Raw genomic sequence first — 19,243 nt, 5'->3', positions numbered from 1 at the left:
CCTGGCTCCGCACCCCTGACTGACCTCGGGTACGTGTGGCCGAGATCATGTCCTTCCCCGTCGAACCCTACGTCAACATCACGCCTACGAGCTGCCCGGAAGCGTGACGAGGATGCGGCAGCCCCGTGACGATTCGGCCACTCCGATCCGGCCGCCGTGCAGTTCCACCGCCCAGCGGGCGATCGCCAGCCCCAGACCGGTGCCCCCGTCGCCGCTGCGCGCGCTGCCCCGGTTGAAGCGCTCGAAGACCCGGTGCCGCTCCGCCTCCGGGATGCCCGGACCCTCGTCCCGTACCTCCAGCACCAGGCTGCCGGCCGCCTCGCCGGCCCGCGCCCGGACGGTGACCCGGCCGTGCGGAGGGCTGTGCTTGACCGCGTTGTCGATCAGATTTGCGACGACCTGGTGCAGCCGCTCGGCGTCCGCGTACGCGCACAGCTCGGGCGGGAAGACGTCCAGGTGCAGGTGCACGTCGTTGCGGGTGTGCCCGCCCGAGCCCGAGAGCAGCCCCGGCCGCCCGGCCGCGGCCAGCCGCGATTCCTTGAGTACGCCCGACAGGTACGGCCACACCTCGAAGCGGCGGGCCTTGAGCGGCACCACCCCGTTGTCCACCCGGGACAGGTCCAGCAGGGTCTCCACCAGCCGGCCCAGGCGCTCGGTCTGCTTGAGCATCGTCCGCATGGTCTCCGGATCGGCGGCCGAGACCCCGTCGACCACGTTCTCCAGCACCGCCCGCAGCCCGGCGATCGGCGTGCGCAGCTCGTGCGAGACGTTCGCGACGAGCTCCTTGCGGTGGCGGTCCACCGCCTCCAGGTCGTCCGCCATCAGATTGATGGTGGAGGCCAGGTCGCCCAGCTCGTCGCGGCGCCCGGCGCCCCGGACCCGCCGCGTGTAGTCCCCGTGCGATATCGCCCGCGCCACCCGGGTCATGTCGTCCAGCGGGGCCGTCAGGCCGTGCGCCACGAACTGGGTGATCAGCATCGAGGCGATCACCGAGAAGACCGTGATGAAGCGCAGCTCGGTGTCGGTGCGCAGGGCCACCAGCAGCAGGCCCGTGGTGATGAACACCGAGACCACCACGAGCGTGCCGAGCTTGGTCTTGATCGAGAAGGGCGAGAAGGGCCGCAGCCCTCCCGGAGGCCGCTGGCGCGGCCCCGTCGGCGCGCCGGTCACGGCTGGGCCGGGGTCTCCAGGGCGTACCCGACGCCATGGACCGTACGGATCCGCTCCGCCCCGATCTTGCGCCGCAGGGCCTTGATGTGGCTGTCGACCGTACGGGTCCCGGAGGCGTCGGCCCAGTCCCACACCTCCGCCAGCAGCTGCTCCCGCGAGAGCACCGCCCGCGGGGTCCCGGCCAGGCACACCAGCAGGTCGAACTCGGTCGGCGTCAGGTGCACGTCCTCGGCCTGCACCCGCACCCGGCGCTGCGCGTGGTCGATCTCCAGGTCGCCCAGGCGCAGGGTGGCCCCGCGCGGGGTGTGCGCGGCGATCGTCGCGCGCTCCACCCGCCGCAGCAGGACGTGCACCCGGGCGGCCAGCTCGCGCATCGAGAACGGCTTCGTCATGTAGTCGTCCGCGCCCACGCCCAGCCCGACCAGCATGTCGGTCTCGTCGTCGCGCGCGGTGAGCATCAGGACCGGGACGGGGCGCTGCGCCTGGACCCGGCGGCAGACCTCCAGCCCGTCGAAGCCCGGCAGCATGACGTCCAGGACCAGCAGCTCGGGCAGCCAGCTCTCGGCCGCGGCCACGGCGGCGGGGCCGTCGCCGGCCGTCTGCACCTGGAAGCCCTCGGCGCGCAGGCGGGCCGCGATGGCCTCGGCGATGGTGCGGTCGTCCTCGACGACGAGCACACGCCGCTGGGCGCCGGGCGTCGCCGCGGCGCCGTGGTGGGTGGTGTGTGTCTGTTCCATGTCCGCCCCTGAAGATCCCGCTGACTGGGGTGCAGCGTAGAGGAGGCTCCCGCCTGCGGCTACGTGGGGTTGGGACACGGCATATGCGCTGGAGCGGCGCAAATGGAACGGCTTGTACCGGGTCCGTACGGGGTCGCTGAGGGGTGTGTGGCGTACGCGGTGTGAGCCCCGGGGGCCGGTCCGTGACCGTACGGGGGGACCCGGGGCGCCGGGGGTGGCGTTCGGCACATTCGGGCGGGGGGTGACGGTGGTCGCGGGCGGGTGGTCGCTGGCCTTTGGTCGCTGGCCTGTGGTCGCGGGCCTGTGGTCGCGGGTCAGGCGGTGAGGGGCGGCAGGGCGGCGAGGACCTTGGCCAGGGCCGGCGGCAGGGAGCCGTCGTCGCTCGCCACCTCGTGGCCCGCGTGGACGAAGGTGTAGGCGAAGCCGTCGTAGATCGTCGGGCCGCCCGTCGTGGTCCGCGGCAGCCGCGCGAAGTCCGCCTCGCGGAGGGCCGTGCGCAGGGCGGCCAGCTCCGGCTCGGTGAGGCGGCCGGTGCGTTCCGGCCGCGCGTCGGCGTCCAGGAGGGTCCAGGAGCCGTCCTGCTGGACCTGGAGCGTGTGCGTCCGGCCCGCGAAGCCGCCGGTACGGGTGAGGCGGAGGAGGCTGTCGGCGGGGGCGGGGCTCGTGGTGGTGGTACTGGTGGTGCTGGTGGTGGCCGGCTGCGTGGACGACGGCCTCGGTGGTGCCGCGTCCGGCGTCGCGGAATCCGAGGGTCCGCAACCCGCGAGGACCGCCGCGCCCAGCACCGCCGCCACCACCGTTCCGAACGCGCGCACACCCACCTCCGCAGCCGACCGGGTCCACCCCCGAGTATGGAGTCCGCGCACCCGTTCCGACAGCTCCCGGAGGCCGCCATCAGCCGCATCGCCTGGCGCCTGGCGCCGCCGCTGCTCGCCGTGCTGCTGGGCCTGTGGGGCCTGGAGCGCGGCGGCAGCATGTGGCGCGACGAGTCCGTCACCTGGCAGGTCGCCCACCGGCCGCTGGGCGGGATCGCGGAACTGCTGGGCCGGGTCGACGCCGTGCACGGCCTGTACTACCTGCTCATGCACGGGGTGTTCCAGCTGTGGGACGGCGGCCTGTGGGCGCTGCGGCTGCCCTCCGTCGCCGCCACCGCCCTCGCGGCGGCCGGGGTGGCCGCCGTGGCGCACCGGCTGTGCGGAGAGCGGGCGGCACTGGCCTCCGGGTGCGTGTACGCGGTGCTGCCGCCGGTGCAGATGTACGCCCAGGAGGGGCGCTCGTACGCGCTGGTCGCGGCGGCGGTGGTGTGGGCGACGTACCTGATGCTGCGCGAGCGGTGGGCGGCGTACACGGCTGTGCTCGTGCTGGGCTGCTGGCTGCACGAGTTCGCGGCCCTGGCCCTGCTGGCCCACGCCTTCCCGTCGCGGCACTCGCGCGCGTGGCGCCGGAGCGCGGCGGTGGTGGCGCTCCTCATCCTGCCCCTGGCGGTGCTCAGCCTCCGCCAGGCGCACGACCAGCTCGGCTGGCTGGGCAGACCGAGCTGGCAGGACTGGACGGCGTACGGCCTGCTGGCCACCACGGCCCTCCTCCTGTCCCGGGGCGCGCCCCGGACCCTGGTCGGCGTAGCCCTCCCCTTGACGCTCCTCCCGCCGGGCCTCCTGATGACGATCTCCCTGGCGAACCCCTGGTACGTGGACCGCTACGTGCTGTACGCCCTGACGGGCTGGACCCTGCTGGCGGGGGTGCGGCTGGCGGGGGTCTGCTCCGCGGGCCAGCCCGCGGGGGGTCCGCCCGCGGGGGTCCTGGCGGTGTCGGACCCGCCTGCGGGGGCTCAGACAGCGGGAGACCCGGCCGAGGGAGCCCGGCCCGCGTCGGACCCGCCTGCGTCGGACCCGCCGGAGGGGGTCAGGCTCGGCGCGGGCCAGCCCGCGGGGGCTCAGCCCGCGTCGGGCCTGCCTCAGGGGAGTCGGCTGGCGGAAGCCCAGCGAGCGGGAGTCCCGGCCGAGGGGGCCCGGCATGCGTCGGACCCGCCTGCGGGGGTCCTGGCCGCCGGGAGGCGGCTCGGGGCGGCGCAGGGAGCGGGGACCAAGCCTGCGGCGGCCCGGATCGGGAGGGCACAGCCAGCGGAGGCCCGGCCCGCGTCGGACCGGCCTGCGGGGGCTCAGTTCGCGTCAGTGGGGCTCGCGGGGGGTGGGCTCGGGGAGGCGCAGCCTGCCGGGACTACGCCCGCAGGGGTTGGGTTGGGCCGGCCCGAGGCGGATCAGCCAGAGGAGGCCCGGCCCGCGTCGGACCGGCCTGCGGGGGCTCAGTTCGGGACGACCGGGCTCACGGGGGGCGATCTCGGGGAGGCCGAGCCCGCAGGGGCTGGGTCGGCGGGGGCCCGGCTCGGGGTGGCGCAGGGCGTCGGAATGCGGCTCGTAGGGGTCCTGGCCGCCGGGGGGCGGCGTGTGGCGGTCCCGCTCATGTTGGTCCGGCTTGTAGGGGCCTGGGTCGGGCAGGCGCAGGGAAGGGGGCATCCGGAGACTCGCGTTCGGCGGCCGTGGGTGTGGGGTCTCGCGGGGGCTGTCCTTGTCGCGGGGGTCGGCGTCTGGTCGGTGTGGCTGCGGACGGCCGAGAGTCGTAAGGACGACGTGCTCGCGGTGGCGGCGGCGGTACGCGAGTACGCACGGCCGGGGGACGCGGTGGTGTTCATGCCCTCCCGCCGGCGCGAATGGCTGCTGTCCTCCCCGGGCACCTACGCCGACCTGCACGACGCGGCCCTGTCCGGGAGCCCGGCGGCCTCGCACAGCCTCCAGGGCACCGAACTGCCCCCCGAACGCATCCGCGCCGCCCTGCTCGCCGCACCCCGCGTGATCGCCCTCCTGGACCCGGCCGACCAGCCGCTGGACCCGTACCCCCGGGAAGCGATCAAGCGCGAACTGCTCGCCACCCACTTCGAACGCTGCTCGATCACCGACGTCCGCGGCGCCCGGATCGCCCTCTACGCCCACCCCGGCACCTGCCCCCGCTGAGGTCGGCCCGAGGTCAGCCGCGCCCGTCGCCCCGGACGCGCCGCCCGCCGGGCGCGGCTTGCCCTCCAGCGGTGCCGCGCGGCGCCCGCCCGTGCCCGCCCTCACCCGCCCGATCGGCACCCGCACCCGCCGCTGGTGCCGCCCAGCCCCGTTCACGCCCACCCCGGCTGCTCGGCGCCCGACGCCGGGGCGATCACGACACCCGCCCGGCGGGCCGCCGCGCCCCCGTCGCCCGCGAGACGCCCCGTCCCGCCCGGCGCGGTCGCGGCGCGGGCTGTCGAGATGCCGCACGCCCACCCCCGCGTACGCCCGCCCCCCGCCGTCGGCCCCGCTCGCGCGCGCTGGAGGATGGGGTGATCGCGTCGTCCGGGCGGCGGGCCGGACCGTCCGCCGGGCTTTTCGGAGGTGTTGCATGGACTCGTCCGTCGTTCCTGGGGCGTTGCCGGGGCCGCTTGTCGGGGTGGAGTGGCTCGCGGGGCGGTTGGGGGTGGCTGGGCTGGTGGTGATGGATGCGTCCGTCGGCGCTCAGCGAGGGGCCGGGCGGCGGATTCCCGGGGCGCGGGCGTTCGATCTGGACGGGGCGCTTTCCGACCACGACGCGCCCCATCCGCACACCATGCCGGGGCCCGCGCCGTTCACCGACGCGATGCGCGCTCGCGGCGTCCGCGACAGCGACACCGTCGTCGTCTATGACGGCGCCGGGGTGTACTCCGCCCCGCGTGCCCTCTGGATGCTGCGTGCGATGGGCTTCGAGCGGGTCGCCGTGCTCGACGGCGGGCTGCCCGCCTGGATCGCCGCCGGGCTGCCCGTCGAGGACGCGGGGCCGGGCTACGACGGACCCCGTGGGTCCTTCACCGCCCGGCCGCGCCCCGGCCTGTTCGCCGACGCCGCCACCGTCGCCGCCGCCCTCACCGACCCGGCCGCCGCCGTCGTCGACGCCCGCACCCGCGACCGCTTCGCCGGTACCGCCCCGGAGCCCCGGCCGGGCCTGCGCGCGGGCCAAATGCCGGGCGCGGTGAACCTGCCCTTCGGGGAGCTGCTGTCCCCCGACGGCCGCATGCTCCCCGCCCCCGCACTCCGTACGGCCTTCCGCACCGCGGCCGGCGACCGGCGCCGCCTGCTCCTCAGCTGCGGCTCCGGCGTCACGGCCTGCGTCCTCGCCCTCGGCGCCGAACTCGCCGGCTACGACGACCTCGCGGTCTACGACGGCTCCTGGAGCGAATGGGGCCTCCCCTCCGCGCGCCCGGTGGCCTCCGGCCAGGACTGAGCCACCGCACCGCAGAGCCTCACCCTCTGTTCGCCCCCGGCGAACGGGGTGTGGGGAACATTGGGGGGCGCATGTGCATTGAGTCGGCATAGCTCAACTTCACTGCCGGAGGGAAGATCATGGCTTCGACGCCCGAAACGCTCACCCTGCCCGTACTGCCGCTCGACGACGAGGTCGTGCTGCCGGGCATGGTCGTGCCGCTGGACCTCTCCGACGCCGAGGTCCGGGCCGCCGTCGAGGCCGCTCAGGCCGCCGCCGGCAGCGGGAAGCCGCGGGTGCTGCTCGTACCGCGCGTCGACGGGACCTACGCCGCCACCGGCGTGCTCGGCACCGTCGAGCAGGTCGGGCGGCTCTCCGACGGCGACCCCGGCGCGCTGATCCGCGGCCGCGGCCGCGTCCGTATCGGCGCCGGGACCACCGGGCCCGGGGCCGCGCTCTGGGTCGAGGGGGAGACCGTCGACGAGAAGGACCCCGAGCCGCTGCCCGGGGCCGTCACCGAGCTGGTCAAGGAGTACAAGGCCCTCGCCACCAGCTGGCTCAAGAAGCGCGGCGCCTGGCAGGTCGTGGACCGGGTCCAGCAGATCGAGGGCGTCTCCGCCCTCGCCGACAACTCCGGCTACTCGCCCTTCCTCACGGTCGCCCAGAAGGTCGAGCTGCTGGAGACCGCCGACCCGGTCGCCCGCCTCCGCCTCGCCGTCCAGTGGCTCGGCGAGCACCTGGCCGAGCAGGACGTGGCCGAGTCCATCGCCAAGGACGTGCAGGACGGCGTGGACAAGCAGCAGCGCGAGTTCCTGCTGCGCCGCCAGCTGGACGCCGTACGCAAGGAACTGCGCGAGCTGAACGGCGAGAAGGAGGGCGAGGAGTCCGACGACTACCGGGCCCGCGTCGAGGCCGCCGACCTGCCGGAGAAGGTGCGGGAGGCCGCCCTCAAGGAGGTCGAGAAGCTGGAGCGGGCCAGCGACCAGAGCCCCGAGGGCTCCTGGATCCGCACCTGGCTCGACACCGTCCTCGAACTGCCCTGGAACGAGCGCACCGAGGACGCCTACGACATCCGCGGCGCCCGGGCCGTGCTCGACGCCGAGCACGCCGGTCTGAGCGACGTCAAGGACCGCATCACCGAGTACCTCGCCGTCCGCAAGCGGCGCGGCGAGCGCGGCATGGGCGTCATCGGCGGCCGCCGCGGCGGGGCCGTGCTCGCCCTCGTCGGGCCGCCCGGTGTCGGCAAGACCTCCCTCGGGGAGTCGGTGGCGCACGCCATGGGCCGCAAGTTCGTCCGCGTCGCCCTCGGCGGCGTCCGCGACGAGGCCGAGGTGCGCGGCCACCGCCGCACCTACGTCGGCGCCCTGCCCGGCCGGATCGTCCGGGCGATCAAGGAGGCCGGGTCGATGAACCCGGTGGTCCTGCTCGACGAGATCGACAAGGTCGGCTCCGACTTCCGCGGCGACCCCGCCGCGGCCCTGCTCGAAGTCCTCGACCCGGCGCAGAACCACACCTTCCGGGACCACTACCTGGAAGTGGAACTGGACCTGAGCGATGTGGTGTTCCTGGCCACCGCCAACGTCCTGGAGGCCATCCCGGAGGCCCTGGCCGACCGGATGGAGCTCGTCCGCCTCGACGGCTACACCGAGGACGAGAAGGTGGTCATCGCCCGCGACCACCTGCTGCCGCGCCAGCTGGAGCGCGCGGGCCTCGCCGCCGACGAGGTCACGCTGGAGGAGGACGCCCTGCGCAAGCTGGCGGGGGAGTACACCCGCGAGGCGGGCGTGCGCACCCTAGAGCGCTCCCTCGCCCGGCTGCTGCGCAAGGTCGCCGCGCAGCACGAGTTGGGCGAACGGGAACTGCCCCTGCGCATCGGGGCCGGGGAGCTGCGCGGGCTCATCGGCCGCCCGCACCACGTGCCCGAGTCCGCCCAGGACCCGGCCGAGCGGCGCACCGCGGTGCCCGGCGTGGCCACCGGCCTCGCCGTGACCGGCGCCGGAGGTGACGTGCTGTTCGTGGAGGCGTCGCTCGCCGATCCGGAGACGGGCGCGGCCGGACTGACCCTGACCGGGCAGCTCGGCGACGTGATGAAGGAGTCGGCGCAGATCGCCCTGAGCTTCCTGCGCTCCCACGGGGCCGAACTGGAGCTGCCCGTGGCCGACCTCAAGGACCGGGGCGTGCACATCCACTTCCCGGCCGGCGCGGTGCCGAAGGACGGCCCGAGCGCGGGCATCACCATGACCACCGCGCTCGCCTCCCTGCTCTCGGGGCGGCAGGTGCGCACGGATGTGGCGATGACCGGTGAGGTCTCGCTGACCGGGCGGGTCCTGCCGATCGGCGGGGTCAAGCAGAAGCTGCTGGCCGCGCACCGGGCCGGGCTGACCACCGTGATCATCCCGAAGCGGAACGAGGCCGACCTCGACGATGTCCCGGCCGAGGTGCTGGAGGGGCTGGAGGTGCACCCGGTGACGGATGTGCGGCAGGTGCTGGAACTGGCCCTGGCGCGGGCGGAGCAGCCGGTGGGCGCCGCCGCCTGACGGCCCGCCCGACGGCCCGCTCAAGGCCCACCGCACGGCCCGCTCAAGGCCCACCGCACGACCCCCCCAAGGCCCGCCGCACGGCCCGGGTCCCCGCTCCGGCGGGGCCCCGGGCCGTCGGCGCACCCGCTGCGAAATACTGGCCTCCGCCCCCTCTGCCGGGGGTGCCCACAGCGGAAGAGACCAGAAAACCGGAGTACCGGTCAGCCGGACCACCGGAGAAGGAGCAGGACGTGCACGGGAGCGAAGACCAGGAGTTCCTTGCCCTGGAGCGGGAGCTGTCCGTCTTCCTCCGGCGGGCCCGCGCCTCCTCCGGCGAGATGGCCCGCGAGCTCCACCCCGAGCTGGAGCCCGCCGCGTACGGACTCCTCGTACGGCTGGAGGCGGCGGGCCGGCAGCGGGCCACCGACCTCGCCGCCTACTTCGGGGTCGGCAAGGCCACCATGAGCCGGCAGCTGCGGGCCCTGGAGGTCCTGGGCCTGGTGGCCCGCGAGCCGGATCCCGCCGACGGCCGGGCCTTCCTGGTCGGCCTGACGGACGAGGGCCGCGAACGCTTCCTGCGCGTCCGGGGCGCCCGGCGCGAGCAGTACATGCGCAAGCTGGCGGGCTGGGACCGCGGCGAGGTGGCCGAACTGGCCCGCCTGCTGCACCAGCTGAACGCGGGGGCCGAGTAGGGGAGAGCCGCGACGGCCCGCCCCCTCAGAGCTCCGCGTACGCCGCCGACGCGTCGTCGTGGCGTTTGTGGCGGCCCGGCGGGCGCGCGGGATCGGACTCCAGGGCGCGGACACGGGCGATCAGGGCCTCCGCGCCCTCCTTGCGGAGGACCGCCAGGCAGTCCGCCCAGTCGCCCTCCCCGAAGGTGTCCGTCCACCGGCTCGCGCCGTCCGTGAGCGCGGCCACCGCCCGGACCCGCTCGCGCGGCGTACGCCCCGTCAGCGCCCGTGCCGCCACCGCCGGATCGGCGGCCGCCGTGAAGAAGCCGCCCTCCGCGTTGCGCAGGGCGTCCGTGGCCGCCGTCGAGCGCAGCACCTCCCGCGGGATCCGGTCCAGCCGGTCGTCGAGCACCGCCGTCACCGCGCCCCCGGGGGCCTGGAGGAGCAGGACGGAGTCCGAGAGCACGAGGTGCTCCACGTACGCCTCGTCCCAGCGGACGACGACCACCGTCGCCTGGGGCGTGCGTACGTGAGAAAGGTCACAGGTGCCGCGATGGGCGTCGGCCGTGGCGCGGACGGACTCGGCCAGGATCCGGGCCAGCGGCATGTCCCGCCGCGATCCGGACAGTTCGGTCAATCGGCCGCCGAGCCGGGCCGTGAACCACGGCACGCCGTGCACGCACCCGTCCCCGCCGCCCGGCGGAGTGACCCCGTCCAGGGCGACCAGGACGCCGCCGCCTGAGGTGGGGAGCGACGCCGACAACCAGTCCTCATTGGGGCGTTCCCGATTCCCGGGCGCCGAGGCGAGGTCGATGCGCATACGGACATTCTGCCGCGTGACGGTCTCCGGAGCGGGCTTGGTCCGTACCAGGAGGGGGTGTCGGTGCCGGCCGGCCGCGGGTGCGGGCCGGGCGATGTGGGCGGGCATACTGCCAAAGGCTCCGGCGATCTTTCAACCACCTGTCCAGGGAGCCCGCCCGGGGCAGGGTGTCCGAGTTGGTGGCCAACTCATCCGTGATGTTCACTCGTTCGAGTGGCCGGGTGGGCGATGTGCGGCTGTCTTCCCAACACGCTGCAAAGGTCTGAGGCGGTACGAGGGGGCAGGGGGCGTTTACTTGTTGACCGGCCGTTACCTCGGCCACACGAGTAGACGAGCACAAGCACACGTACAGGATTGCGAGCACCGGTGCAGAAGAAGCGGTCTCGGAAGAACGGCACCGCCGCCGAAGGCCCGGCCCCCGCAGGACGCCGCGTCCGCGTGCGCAGCCGGCTGGTCGTCGGCGTAGCCGTCGCAGGGCTCACCGTCCTCGCGGCCGGCACCCCCGCCGTCGTCACCGCCGCCAGGGAACTGAACGACTCCCAGCGGCTGGTCAGCCTCGCGGACCAGAACCGGCAGATCCTCACCCTCACCCACGTCCTCGCCGACGAACGCGACGCCGTGGTCGAGCACATCGCCAAGGGCCGCCCCGCGGGCGCCGGCGCGACCCTCGACGAGCGCATCGGCCGCACCGACCGGCAGACCCGCGAGGCCGCACTCGACGTAGAGGAATCCCTCGGCGCCGTCCTCGGCCGCATCCCGGCCGTCCGCACCGAGGCCGTCGGCGGCAAGGGCACCGCCCTCGCCGCGCACCAGGCGTACACCGGCCTCATCACCGAACTCCTCGCCCCCGCCGCCCGGCTCGCCGAACTCACCCCGCCGCGCGCGGAGGCCGCCCTCGCCACCACCCGTCCGCTGGCCCCGCTCGGCCAGGCCGTGGACCAGGCGTCGGCCACCCGCGGACTGCTGCTCGCCGCGCTGTCCGTCCCCCGCGGGGACGTGGCCCCCGGCTCCGCCGCCGTGGACGAACTCACCACCGCCGCCCAGCGGTCGCGCGTACGCGAGCAGGCCGCCCTCGACGACTTCACGCGGGTCTCGCGGCCCGACGTACGCCAGACCCTCACCGCCACCGTCACCGGCCCCGAGGTCAAGACCGCCGACGACTACCTCAAGCGGCTCACCGACCGGCCCACGCTGACCACCGCCGACCGCAAGACCGACCCGGCCGCCGTCGGCGCCGCGCTCACCGCGCGCATCGACCGGATGCGGACGGTCGAGTCCACGCTGGCCGGGCAGCGCGCCACCGCCTTCGCGACCCTGCGCGACGACGACGTGACCCGGCTGGAGATCCTGGTCGGCGTACTCGGCCTGCTCTTCCTCGTCGCCGTCGGCTTCTCGACCGCCGTCGCGCGCTCGCTCACCCGGCCGCTGTCGGTGCTGCGCCGCGGGTCCGAACGGCTCGCCACGCCGGAGGGCTCCGTCGAACCGGTGCGGTTCACCGGGCGGAACGACGAGTTCGCCGAGGTCGTGCGGCACCTCAACGCCGTACGCGACCAGACCGTCTCCCTGCACACCCGGATCGCCGGGCTCGACGCCGACCGGCGCCGCCTCATCGGCCGCAACGAGGCGCTGAACTCCGGGCGCGAGGTGCTGGAGGAGGAACTGACCGCGCTGCGGGCGGGGCTGGAGGAGCAGCGGCGCATCATGTCGACCACCTCCGTCTCGCTCTCACTGCGCACGCTGGGCCTGGTGGAGCGCCAGCTCACGGTCATCGAGGAGCTGGAGTCCCGGGAACAGGACCCGGACCGGCTGGCCACGCTGTTCAAGCTGGACCACCTCGCGACGGTGATGCGCCGCCACAACGAGAACCTGCTGGTGCTGGCCGGGCAGGAGCACGGGCACGGGCAGGGCCTGCCGGTGGCGCTGGTCGACGTGATGCGGGCCGCGGTCAGCGAGATCGAGCGCTACGAGCGGGTGGACCTCACGGCGCTGCCCGCGTACACGCAGGTCGCGGGGCACGCCGCCGACGACATCTCGCACGTGCTCGCCGAGCTGCTGGAGAACGCGACGACGTTCTCGCCGCCCGAGGTCAAGGTGAAGGTGTCCGGCTGGACGCTGGACTCGGGTGACGTGGTGATCTCCGTCGTGGACGAGGGCATCGGGGTCGCCGGGGACCGGCTGCAGGCGCTGAACGAGCGGCTGGCCACGCCGGAGGCGTACGACGAGGAACCGGAGGCCGAGCACGGGCTCGGGCTCGGCCTGTACGTGGCCGGGCGCCTCGCTGCCCGGCACGGCGTCACGGCCGAGCTGCGCGGCGGCCGCCACGGCGGTACGGAGGCCCTGGTGGTCGTCCCCGCGGCCCTCCTCCCCACCACCCCGCCGGCCTCCCCGGTCCACACCTTCTCCACCCCGGGCGCCCCGTGGCTCCACCTGCCGGGCGTCATAGCGGAGGCCAACGAGAACACCCTGCCGAAGCGAGCCCGGGGTGCCCACGCGGCCCCGGCCCCCGCGGAGGCACAGCCCGCCGCTGCCCCGGAGACGGCCCTTCCGGCGGAGCCGGTCGCGGCCCCTGCTCCGGAGCCGGGCCTCGCCCCGGAGACGGCTTCGGGCGCGGCCCTGGCGGCGGAGCCGGGCCTTGCCCCGGGGACGGCCTCGGGTGCGGACCTGGCACCGGAGCCGGGCTTCGCTCCTGAGGTGCCTTCGGGCGCGACCCGTGCGGCGGAGCCCGACCTTGCCCCGGGGACGGCCTCGGGTGCGGCGCTGGCGTCGGAGCCGGGCCTCGCCCCGGAGGCGGCCCCGGGCGTGGGCCGGGACTCGGACCTGGGTGTCGTCCCGGGCGCGACCCCGGAGCGGGCCGCCGCCGCGGACGCGGGCACTGAACCTGACGCCGATCCGGCCGCGGACGCGGCTTCGGGCCCGAGCCCGGACCGGGCCATGGGCGCGGCCCCGGCGGCCGACCTGGCCATGGGCCCGGACTTCGACCTGCCCGCGGGAGCGGCCCCGGCTCCGGAGGAGCCCGTGGCCACGGCTGCGGGCCCCGCCGAGGAACTGCTCGCCCGGGTGGTCCCCGACGCCCCGCTGCCGCCCGCCGAGCAGGTGTTCGTCGCGGCCGCCGCCGAGGAGGAGGCCCCCGCGCGCCCGGCCGACGTACCGCCGCCCGCGCCGGAGGCGGCCCCCGTGCAGCACCCGGGGCCGCAGGCCGGTCCCGCAGGCGTGGCCGACGTACGGCACCCCGCGCCGCAGGCTGACCCCGCCCACGGGGCGGACGTACGGCACCCCGCACCGCAGGCTGACCCCGCCCACGGGGCGGACGTACGGCACCCCGCACCGCAGGCGGACCCCGCGCGCGGAGCCGACGTACGGCACCCCGCGCCGCAGGCGGACCCCGCGCGCGGAGCCGACGTACGGCACCCCGCGCCGCAGGCCGATCCCGCGCGGCGGGCCGACGTGTCGCCGCACGGGGCCGAGGCCGAGCACGCGCGGGGGTACGACGGGCCGCCCGTCGTGCCCGAGGCCGGGCGGGAGCGGGGCGACGGGAACCGGGTGCCCCGGCAGGGCGGGCAGGCCGTGACCGAAAAGGGACTGCCCAAGCGGACCCCGCGCGCGGTGGCCCCCCGCGCCGAGGCCGTACGGCCGCAGCCGCCGCGCCGGGTCGACGCCGAGGAACTGCGGCGCCGCCTCGGGGGCTTCTACCAGGGAGCCCAGGACGGACGGCGCGTCGCCGCCGCCGAGTTCGCCGAGGACCAGCGGCAGGCACAGAGCAAGACCGACCAGGGGGACAGCGCACAGGAGGCACGCACATGACCGCGCCCAGTACGTACGGACTGAGCACCCAGGCCCGCAACCTGCAGTGGCTGCTGACCGACCTGGTCGAGGAGGTGCCCGGCGTCAACTCCGTCGCCGTCGTCTCCTCGGACGGGCTGCTGCTCCTGTCCTCCGACCCCGGAGCGGGCGACCCCCGGGCCACGGCGGAGACGGGCGCGCGGACGAAGGGCCCGCGCGGCGCCTCCGCCGACCTCGCCACCATCGTCTCCGGCCTCGGCAGCCTCACCACCGGGGCCGCCGCCCTCATGGAGACCGGCGCCGTCAAGCAGACCATGGTGGCCATGGAGAACGGCAGCGTCTTCGTCATGGCCATCAGCGACGGCTCCCTGCTGGGCGTGCACGCCGCGCCCGACTGCGACATGAGCGTCGTCGCCTACCACATGGCCCTGTTCGTCGGCCGGGCCGGCCACGTCCTGACCCCCGAAGTCCGCAGCGAGCTGCGCCAGTCGATGGAGAACACCCCGTGAGGAGTCCGGCCTCCGACCGCCTCCCGATACGCGGCGCCGACCGCCGCCCGGCCCGCGTCCGCCCGTACTCCCTGACGGGCGGCCGGACCCGCTTCACCGAGGTCCTCCAGGTCGAGACCTTCGTGGCCGCCCTGGACACCAAGGCGTCCGCGCCGCAGAAGCCCGACCGCATGCCCGAGATGCCCGCCATCGTCGAGGTCTGCCGCCGCATGCGCACGATCGCCGAGATCGCCGCACTGCTCAAGCTGCCGCTGGGCGTGGTCCGCGTCCTCGTCAGCGACCTCGCGGACCAGGGCCGGATCCGCGTCTACGGCACGGGCCACGGGCCCGGCCGGCCCGAACGCGCGCTGCTGGAAAGGGTGCTCGGTGGTCTTCGCCGTCTCTGACATGCCCCTGGTCGACGACGAGCCCGTCCAGCCCTGGCAGTACGACCGCTCCCGCGCGCCCGTCGCCGTCAAGGTGCTGGTCGCGGGCGGCTTCGGCGTCGGGAAGACCACCTTCGTCTCCTCCGTCTCCGAGATCACGCCGCTGCGCACCGAGGCGGTGATGACCCAGGCCAGCGTCCCCACCGACGACCTCTCCGGCACCCCGGACAAGGCCACCACCACCGTCGCCATGGACTTCGGCCGCGTCACCCTCGACGACGACCTCGTCCTGTACGTGTACGGGACCCCGGGCCAGGAGCGCTTCTGGTTCATGTGGGACGACCTCGTACGCGGCGCCATCGGCGGGCTGGTCATGGCCGACACCCGCCGGCTGCGCGACTGCTTCCCCGCCCTCGACTACTTCGAGAGCGCGGGGCTGCCGTACGCCGTCGCCGTCAACCACTTCGAGGGCTCGCAGTCCTACGAGCCGGAGGACGTGCGCGAGGCGCTGAGCGTGCCGCCCCACGTACCCGTGGTGATCATGGACGCGCGCGACCGCCGTACGGTGATCGAATCCCTGCTGGCGCTGGTGGGCCACGCCCTCGACAGCACTCCGGAAGAGAGGACCTGAGCGGATGCGCAGGATACTTGTCGTCGGAGCCGGCCAGTCCGGCCTCCAGCTCGCGCTCGGGCTCCAGGGCAAGGGCTACGAGGTCACCCTCGTGTCCAACCGGACGGCGGACGAGATCCGCTCCGGCCGGGTCATGTCCACGCAGGTCATGTTCGACACCGCGCTCCAGCACGAGCGCGACCTCGGCATCAACTTCTGGGAGCAGCAGGCCCCGAGGACCGAGGGCCTGGGCGTCTCCGTCGCGGGCCCCGACGGCTCCCGGGCCGTCGACTGGCTGGGCCGGCTCAAGGGGTACGCCCAGTCCGTGGACCAGCGGGTGAAGATGGCCGGCTGGCTGGACGCCTTCGCGCAGCGCGGCGGGCAGCTCGTCATCCACGGCGCGTCCGTGGCCGATCTCGACTACTTCTCCCGCGCCTACGACCTGGTGCTCGTCGCGGCGGGCAAGGGCGAGCTGGTGTCGATGTTCGGGCGGGACGCGGCGCGTTCCCCGTACGAGACCCCGCAGCGCGCGCTCGCCGTCTCGTACGTGCACGGTCTCGGACCGCGCCCCGAGCACCCGGGGACGGAGGCGGTCCGCTGCAATCTGGTGCCGGGCGTGGGCGAGCTGTTCGTCATGCCGACGCTCACCACGTCGGGGCGGGCCGACATCCTGTTCTGGGAGGGACTGCCGGGCGGTCCGGTGGACGTCTTCCGGGGCGTGAAGGATCCCGCCGAGCATCTGGCGCTGACGCTGGGGCTGATGGAGACGTACACCCCGTGGGAGTACGCGCGGGCGACGAAGGTCGAGCTGACGGACGCGGGCGGCACGCTCGCCGGGCGCTACGCCCCGGTGGTCCGCAACCCCGTCGGGCGGCTTCCGGGGGGCGGGCTGGTGCTGGGCGTCGCGGACGTGGTCGTGGCGAACGACCCGATCACGGGGCAGGGCTCGAACTCCGCCGCGAAGTGCGCCGCCTCGTACCTGTCGTCGATCCTGATGCACGGCGACAAGCCGTTCGACGAGGCGTGGATGCGGGCGACGTTCGAGAAGTTCTGGTTCACCACCGGCAAGCCGGTGACCCAGTGGACGAACGCGATGCTGGGGGTGCCGCCGGAGCATGTGCTGAACCTGATCGGGGCGGCGGGGCAGCTCCAGCCGGTGGCGGACCGGTTTGCGAACGGGTTCGACAACCCGGCTGATTTCGACGGGTACTTCTATGATCCGGAGGATGCGGGGGAGTACCTGGCGGAGGTGGCCGCGGGGGCTTCCTCGGCGGAGTAGCCGGTGTGGTCGTCGGTGTGGTCGTCGGTGTCCGCCGGGGTTGTCGCCGGGGCTTTGGGCTCCGGCAGGTGGGGCGGGGTGAACTCCGTGAGGGGGGTTCCGTTCGGGTCCGGCCGTACCGCCCCCAGCAGGGGGTTCGCCGCGAGGGGCGAGACCTTGACCACCGCTCCGGGGCGCGGCGCCTGGATGACCTTGCCGTCGCCGACGTACAGGCCCACGTGGGTGGCCTTCGGGAAGTAGACCACCAGGTCACCGGGCCGTAGCTGGTTCAGCGGTACCCGGGGGAGCCGTGCCCACTGCTCCTGGCTGGTACGCGGGATGCTGCGCCCGGCGTGCGCCCACGCCTGCGAGGTCAGGCCCGAGCAGTCGAAGCTTCCGGGGCCTTCGGCGCCCCATACGTACGGCTTGCCGATCTGGGCCGCCGCGAAGCTGAGGGCCTCGCCGCCCGCGGCGGTCGGGGTGCCCGTACGGGTGGGCAGGCGGCCGGAGTCGACCAGCGAGCGCTGCGCCACGGCGGTGTCCTCGGCCTCGCGTGCGCCGAGCAGGGCGAGCTGTTCGGGGGTGAGCGCGGACAGCAGCCGCTCCACTTGCCTGAGCTGGGAGGAGACCTCCTTCTCGTGGACCTTCCGCTGCGCGGCCAGGGTCTGCTGGGTGTCCAGGGCCTTGCGGGCGCGGAGGGCGAGGGCGTCGGCCTCCTTCGCGCTGCGCGCGAGCCGGCGCAGCGCGGCGGCCCGCCGGTCGCCCTCGCGGGCGGCCAGCCGCCGCTGGTCCAGGGCGGCCTGCGGGTCCCCGGCGAGCAGCATCCGGGCCAGGGGGGACAGGCCGCCCCGGCCGCCCTGGTACTGCTCGCGGGCCAGCCGGCCGGCGAGGATGCGTTCGGAGCCGAGCGCGGTACGGGCCCGCCCGAGGGCGGCGGTACGGCGGCGCTCCTCGGCGGCGCCGGCCTGGAGCGCGACCTCGGTGGCGTTGTACGCCTCGGACGCCTCTTCCGCCTTCTGGTACAGCCCTTGCAGGCGGGTGAGGAGCATGCCGACGTTCTCCCCGTCGGGCAGCCCGGGCTCGGCCCGGGCAGCCGGCACCGGGCCGACGACGAGCAGCACGGCGGCGATACAGGCGACGCGGAACAGCCGATGTGACAGCACGGGAGCTTTGCCTCCTTCTACTTCTGCTTCTCCTTCTCCGCCTCCTCCGAGCGCCTGATGCTGCCATGCGCGGTATGACAAATCGCCCAAGGGGGCGGGCGGGTCGAGGGGGTCACTCGGGTGGGGGAGCCGCTGGCGCGTCTGATCGCCGCGCGGTCCTGTCCGCTCAGCGGCTGCGGGCCGCTGTGGCGACCTCTGGGTAGGCTCCGGCGGAGGTGATGGCGCAGGGAGGGTGGCCGTGGTGGAGATCGTGATCGCGCAGACGACCGTGGACAGCGCCGAGCTGGCGGGTGAGTTGGCGCGGGGTGCGGTGGAGGCGCGGCTTGCGGCCTGTGCGCACATCGACGCGCCCTTCACCGCCGTCTACCGGTGGAAGGGTGCCGTCGAGACGGCCACGGAGTGGCGGGTCTCGTACAAGACGACCCGTGAACGGCTTCCGGCTCTTGGGGTGTGGGTCGCTCAGGCGCACAGTTATGACGTGCCGGAGTGGATCGTTCTTCCGGTGGAGGGCGGGTCCGACGCCTATCTGGCGTGGGTCGCGGAAGAGGCCGGGCCGGGGCAGGCGTCAGCCGTTCAGTAGGCGGCGTTTGGCCGTGGTGAATTCGTGGGGGGTGAGCAGCCCCTCGCGGGCCAGGCTGGACAGTTGGGTGAGGTCTGCCGCCAGGTTGGCCGGGTGCGGGGGCTCGTCCGGGGTGGGGGGTTCCGTGTCGTCCTGGGGCCAGGGGTCTTCGGACCAGTCGCCCCAGTCCGGTTCGTCACGGGCCTCGTCCGGGTCCGCGCGGGCCAGGGGCTGTGCCTCCGGGGGTGCCGTGGTCGGCGTGGTGGTTCCTGCGGCTTGGGTCAGGAGGCCGCGGAGCAGGGGGTGGCCCTGGGGGCGGGTGGTGGTGTGGGCGACCGGTCCCATCGGGCGGATGAACATCAGGCCGCTCCTGCCTGGGGGTCCGCCGGGACGCGGTCCGGGGGGATGCGGACCGAGCCCGCGATGTGGCCGCCCGCCGCGCGGACGGCGATCGCCGCGTCCTGGGCCCAGACGTGCTCGACCAGGAGGAGGAGGGCGCAGCTGCCGCGTTCCAGCAGGTCCGCTGCCTCCTGGACGTCCTCCGGGCCGATCAGGCGGGCGGCGTCCCGGCCGGTGAGGAGGCCGTGCAGTTCGGCGAACTCGTCGAACTCGGCCGCCAGGACCTCGCCCGACGCCGTCTTCGTGGCCACGAGTCCGTCGATCAGGCGGACCACCCCGGCCTTGCGCAGGCCCGTCACGGCTTCGACGGCCGGTACCCGGAGTTGTTCCTCCGGGAAGGCGAGGACGATGAATTCCACGGGTCCCATGCGCCTCGGCTCCTCGTTTCCGACCGTTTGTGACGACTCTTCGGCACACTATGACATAAGC

17 protein-coding genes are annotated in these 19,243 nt (G+C 74.8%); 10 read left to right on the top strand and 7 right to left on the bottom strand.

Annotated elements, in window-relative coordinates; all coding sequences use genetic code 11:
- Positions 1-84: 84 nt before the first annotated feature.
- From ABZ873_RS03970 to ABZ873_RS03960, 3 genes are all read right to left on the bottom strand, one after another.
- On the bottom strand, positions 85-1,125 hold the full coding sequence (locus tag ABZ873_RS03970) for a HAMP domain-containing sensor histidine kinase (protein ID WP_360865032.1): 1,041 nt from the start codon (positions 1,123-1,125) through the stop codon (positions 85-87).
- Between the two features lie 41 nt (positions 1,126-1,166).
- Complete coding sequence (locus tag ABZ873_RS03965; RefSeq protein WP_360864701.1) at positions 1,167-1,907, bottom strand: response regulator transcription factor; 741 nt, start codon at positions 1,905-1,907, stop codon at positions 1,167-1,169.
- 314 nt (positions 1,908-2,221) lie between these two features.
- Positions 2,222-2,722, bottom strand: a complete 501-nt coding sequence (locus tag ABZ873_RS03960; RefSeq protein ID WP_360864699.1) for a hypothetical protein — start codon at positions 2,720-2,722, stop codon at positions 2,222-2,224.
- A gap of 36 nt (positions 2,723-2,758) precedes the next feature.
- On the opposite strand from ABZ873_RS03960, the gene ABZ873_RS03955 reads away from it, so the two are divergent.
- From ABZ873_RS03955 to ABZ873_RS03940, 4 genes are all read left to right on the top strand, one after another.
- On the top strand, positions 2,759-4,915 hold the full coding sequence (locus ABZ873_RS03955) for a glycosyltransferase family 39 protein (RefSeq protein WP_360864696.1): 2,157 nt from the start codon (positions 2,759-2,761) through the stop codon (positions 4,913-4,915).
- Between the two features lie 412 nt (positions 4,916-5,327).
- Positions 5,328-6,182, top strand: coding sequence for a sulfurtransferase (locus ABZ873_RS03950; RefSeq protein WP_360864693.1), 855 nt, complete (start codon positions 5,328-5,330; stop codon positions 6,180-6,182).
- Between the two features lie 119 nt (positions 6,183-6,301).
- Positions 6,302-8,698 (top strand): endopeptidase La, encoded by a 2,397-nt coding sequence (gene lon / locus ABZ873_RS03945; protein WP_360864690.1) that lies wholly within the window; start codon positions 6,302-6,304, stop codon positions 8,696-8,698.
- A gap of 233 nt (positions 8,699-8,931) precedes the next feature.
- Complete coding sequence (locus ABZ873_RS03940; RefSeq protein WP_360864687.1) at positions 8,932-9,372, top strand: MarR family transcriptional regulator; 441 nt, start codon at positions 8,932-8,934, stop codon at positions 9,370-9,372.
- 25 nt (positions 9,373-9,397) lie between these two features.
- On the opposite strand, the gene ABZ873_RS03935 is transcribed toward ABZ873_RS03940, so the two are convergent.
- Positions 9,398-10,171 carry a protein phosphatase 2C domain-containing protein gene (locus ABZ873_RS03935; protein WP_360864684.1) on the bottom strand — a complete coding sequence of 258 codons (774 nt, stop codon included), beginning with the start codon at positions 10,169-10,171 and terminating at the stop codon, positions 9,398-9,400.
- Between the two features lie 366 nt (positions 10,172-10,537).
- Here ABZ873_RS03935 and ABZ873_RS03930 point away from each other — a divergent pair, with 366 nt between their 5' ends.
- Genes ABZ873_RS03930 through ABZ873_RS03910 form a run of 5 tightly spaced genes read left to right on the top strand, consistent with a single transcriptional unit; the run spans position 10,538 to position 16,714 of the window.
- Positions 10,538-13,972 (top strand): nitrate- and nitrite sensing domain-containing protein, encoded by a 3,435-nt coding sequence (locus tag ABZ873_RS03930; protein ID WP_360864680.1) that lies wholly within the window; start codon positions 10,538-10,540, stop codon positions 13,970-13,972.
- Positions 13,969-14,460, top strand: coding sequence for a roadblock/LC7 domain-containing protein (locus ABZ873_RS03925; protein ID WP_360864677.1), 492 nt, complete (start codon positions 13,969-13,971; stop codon positions 14,458-14,460). The genes ABZ873_RS03930 and ABZ873_RS03925 overlap by 4 nt, the downstream gene beginning before the upstream one ends.
- Positions 14,457-14,846, top strand: coding sequence for a DUF742 domain-containing protein (locus tag ABZ873_RS03920; RefSeq protein ID WP_360864674.1), 390 nt, complete (start codon positions 14,457-14,459; stop codon positions 14,844-14,846). The genes ABZ873_RS03925 and ABZ873_RS03920 overlap by 4 nt, the downstream gene beginning before the upstream one ends.
- Before the next feature lies 1 nt (position 14,847).
- Positions 14,848-15,456: an ATP/GTP-binding protein gene (locus ABZ873_RS03915; protein ID WP_360864671.1), complete on the top strand. Its 609-nt coding sequence runs from the start codon at positions 14,848-14,850 to the stop codon at positions 15,454-15,456.
- 4 nt (positions 15,457-15,460) lie between these two features.
- The gene (locus ABZ873_RS03910; protein WP_360864668.1) at positions 15,461-16,714 is read left to right on the top strand and encodes a styrene monooxygenase/indole monooxygenase family protein; all 1,254 of its coding nucleotides are present in this window, start codon (positions 15,461-15,463) and stop codon (positions 16,712-16,714) included.
- On the opposite strand, the gene ABZ873_RS03905 is transcribed toward ABZ873_RS03910, so the two are convergent.
- Positions 16,648-17,856 carry an NlpC/P60 family protein gene (locus ABZ873_RS03905; protein ID WP_360864665.1) on the bottom strand — a complete coding sequence of 403 codons (1,209 nt, stop codon included), beginning with the start codon at positions 17,854-17,856 and terminating at the stop codon, positions 16,648-16,650. The genes ABZ873_RS03910 and ABZ873_RS03905 overlap by 67 nt on opposite strands.
- Positions 17,857-18,094: 238 nt before the next feature.
- Here ABZ873_RS03905 and cutA point away from each other — a divergent pair, with 238 nt between their 5' ends.
- Positions 18,095-18,436, top strand: coding sequence for a divalent-cation tolerance protein CutA (cutA, locus tag ABZ873_RS03900; protein ID WP_360864662.1), 342 nt, complete (start codon positions 18,095-18,097; stop codon positions 18,434-18,436).
- On the opposite strand, the gene ABZ873_RS03895 is transcribed toward cutA, so the two are convergent.
- Both ABZ873_RS03895 and ABZ873_RS03890 read right to left on the bottom strand, forming a co-directional pair.
- Positions 18,422-18,775 carry a hypothetical protein gene (locus tag ABZ873_RS03895; protein ID WP_360864659.1) on the bottom strand — a complete coding sequence of 118 codons (354 nt, stop codon included), beginning with the start codon at positions 18,773-18,775 and terminating at the stop codon, positions 18,422-18,424. The two genes, cutA and ABZ873_RS03895, sit on opposite strands and share 15 nt — an antisense overlap.
- Entirely contained in the window at positions 18,775-19,182 is a 408-nt protein-coding gene (locus tag ABZ873_RS03890; RefSeq protein ID WP_360864656.1) for a DUF6325 family protein, read from the bottom strand. Before ABZ873_RS03890 ends, ABZ873_RS03895 begins: the two co-directional genes overlap by 1 nt.
- Positions 19,183-19,243: the final 61 nt, after the last annotated feature.

The organism is Streptomyces sp. NPDC047014 (genome assembly GCF_040644195.1).
Lineage (GTDB): Bacteria > Actinomycetota > Actinomycetes > Streptomycetales > Streptomycetaceae > Streptomyces.
This window is presented reverse-complemented; position numbering and strand designations above follow the sequence as displayed.

Excerpts from the sequence above, each read along its gene's own strand:
- ABZ873_RS03965 (WP_360864701.1), bottom strand. The coding sequence starts at position 1,907 with ATGGAACAGACACACACCACCCACCACGGCGCCGCGGCGACGCCCGGC.
- ABZ873_RS03955 (WP_360864696.1), top strand. The coding sequence starts at position 2,759 with ATGGAGTCCGCGCACCCGTTCCGACAGCTCCCGGAGGCCGCCATCAGC.
- ABZ873_RS03950 (WP_360864693.1), top strand. The coding sequence starts at position 5,328 with ATGGACTCGTCCGTCGTTCCTGGGGCGTTGCCGGGGCCGCTTGTCGGG.
- lon (WP_360864690.1), top strand. The coding sequence starts at position 6,302 with ATGGCTTCGACGCCCGAAACGCTCACCCTGCCCGTACTGCCGCTCGAC.
- ABZ873_RS03935 (WP_360864684.1), bottom strand. The coding sequence starts at position 10,171 with ATGCGCATCGACCTCGCCTCGGCGCCCGGGAATCGGGAACGCCCCAAT.
- ABZ873_RS03925 (WP_360864677.1), top strand. The coding sequence starts at position 13,969 with ATGACCGCGCCCAGTACGTACGGACTGAGCACCCAGGCCCGCAACCTG.
- ABZ873_RS03915 (WP_360864671.1), top strand. The coding sequence starts at position 14,848 with ATGCCCCTGGTCGACGACGAGCCCGTCCAGCCCTGGCAGTACGACCGC.
- ABZ873_RS03910 (WP_360864668.1), top strand. The coding sequence starts at position 15,461 with ATGCGCAGGATACTTGTCGTCGGAGCCGGCCAGTCCGGCCTCCAGCTC.
- ABZ873_RS03895 (WP_360864659.1), bottom strand. The coding sequence starts at position 18,775 with ATGTTCATCCGCCCGATGGGACCGGTCGCCCACACCACCACCCGCCCC.
- ABZ873_RS03890 (WP_360864656.1), bottom strand. The coding sequence starts at position 19,182 with ATGGGACCCGTGGAATTCATCGTCCTCGCCTTCCCGGAGGAACAACTC.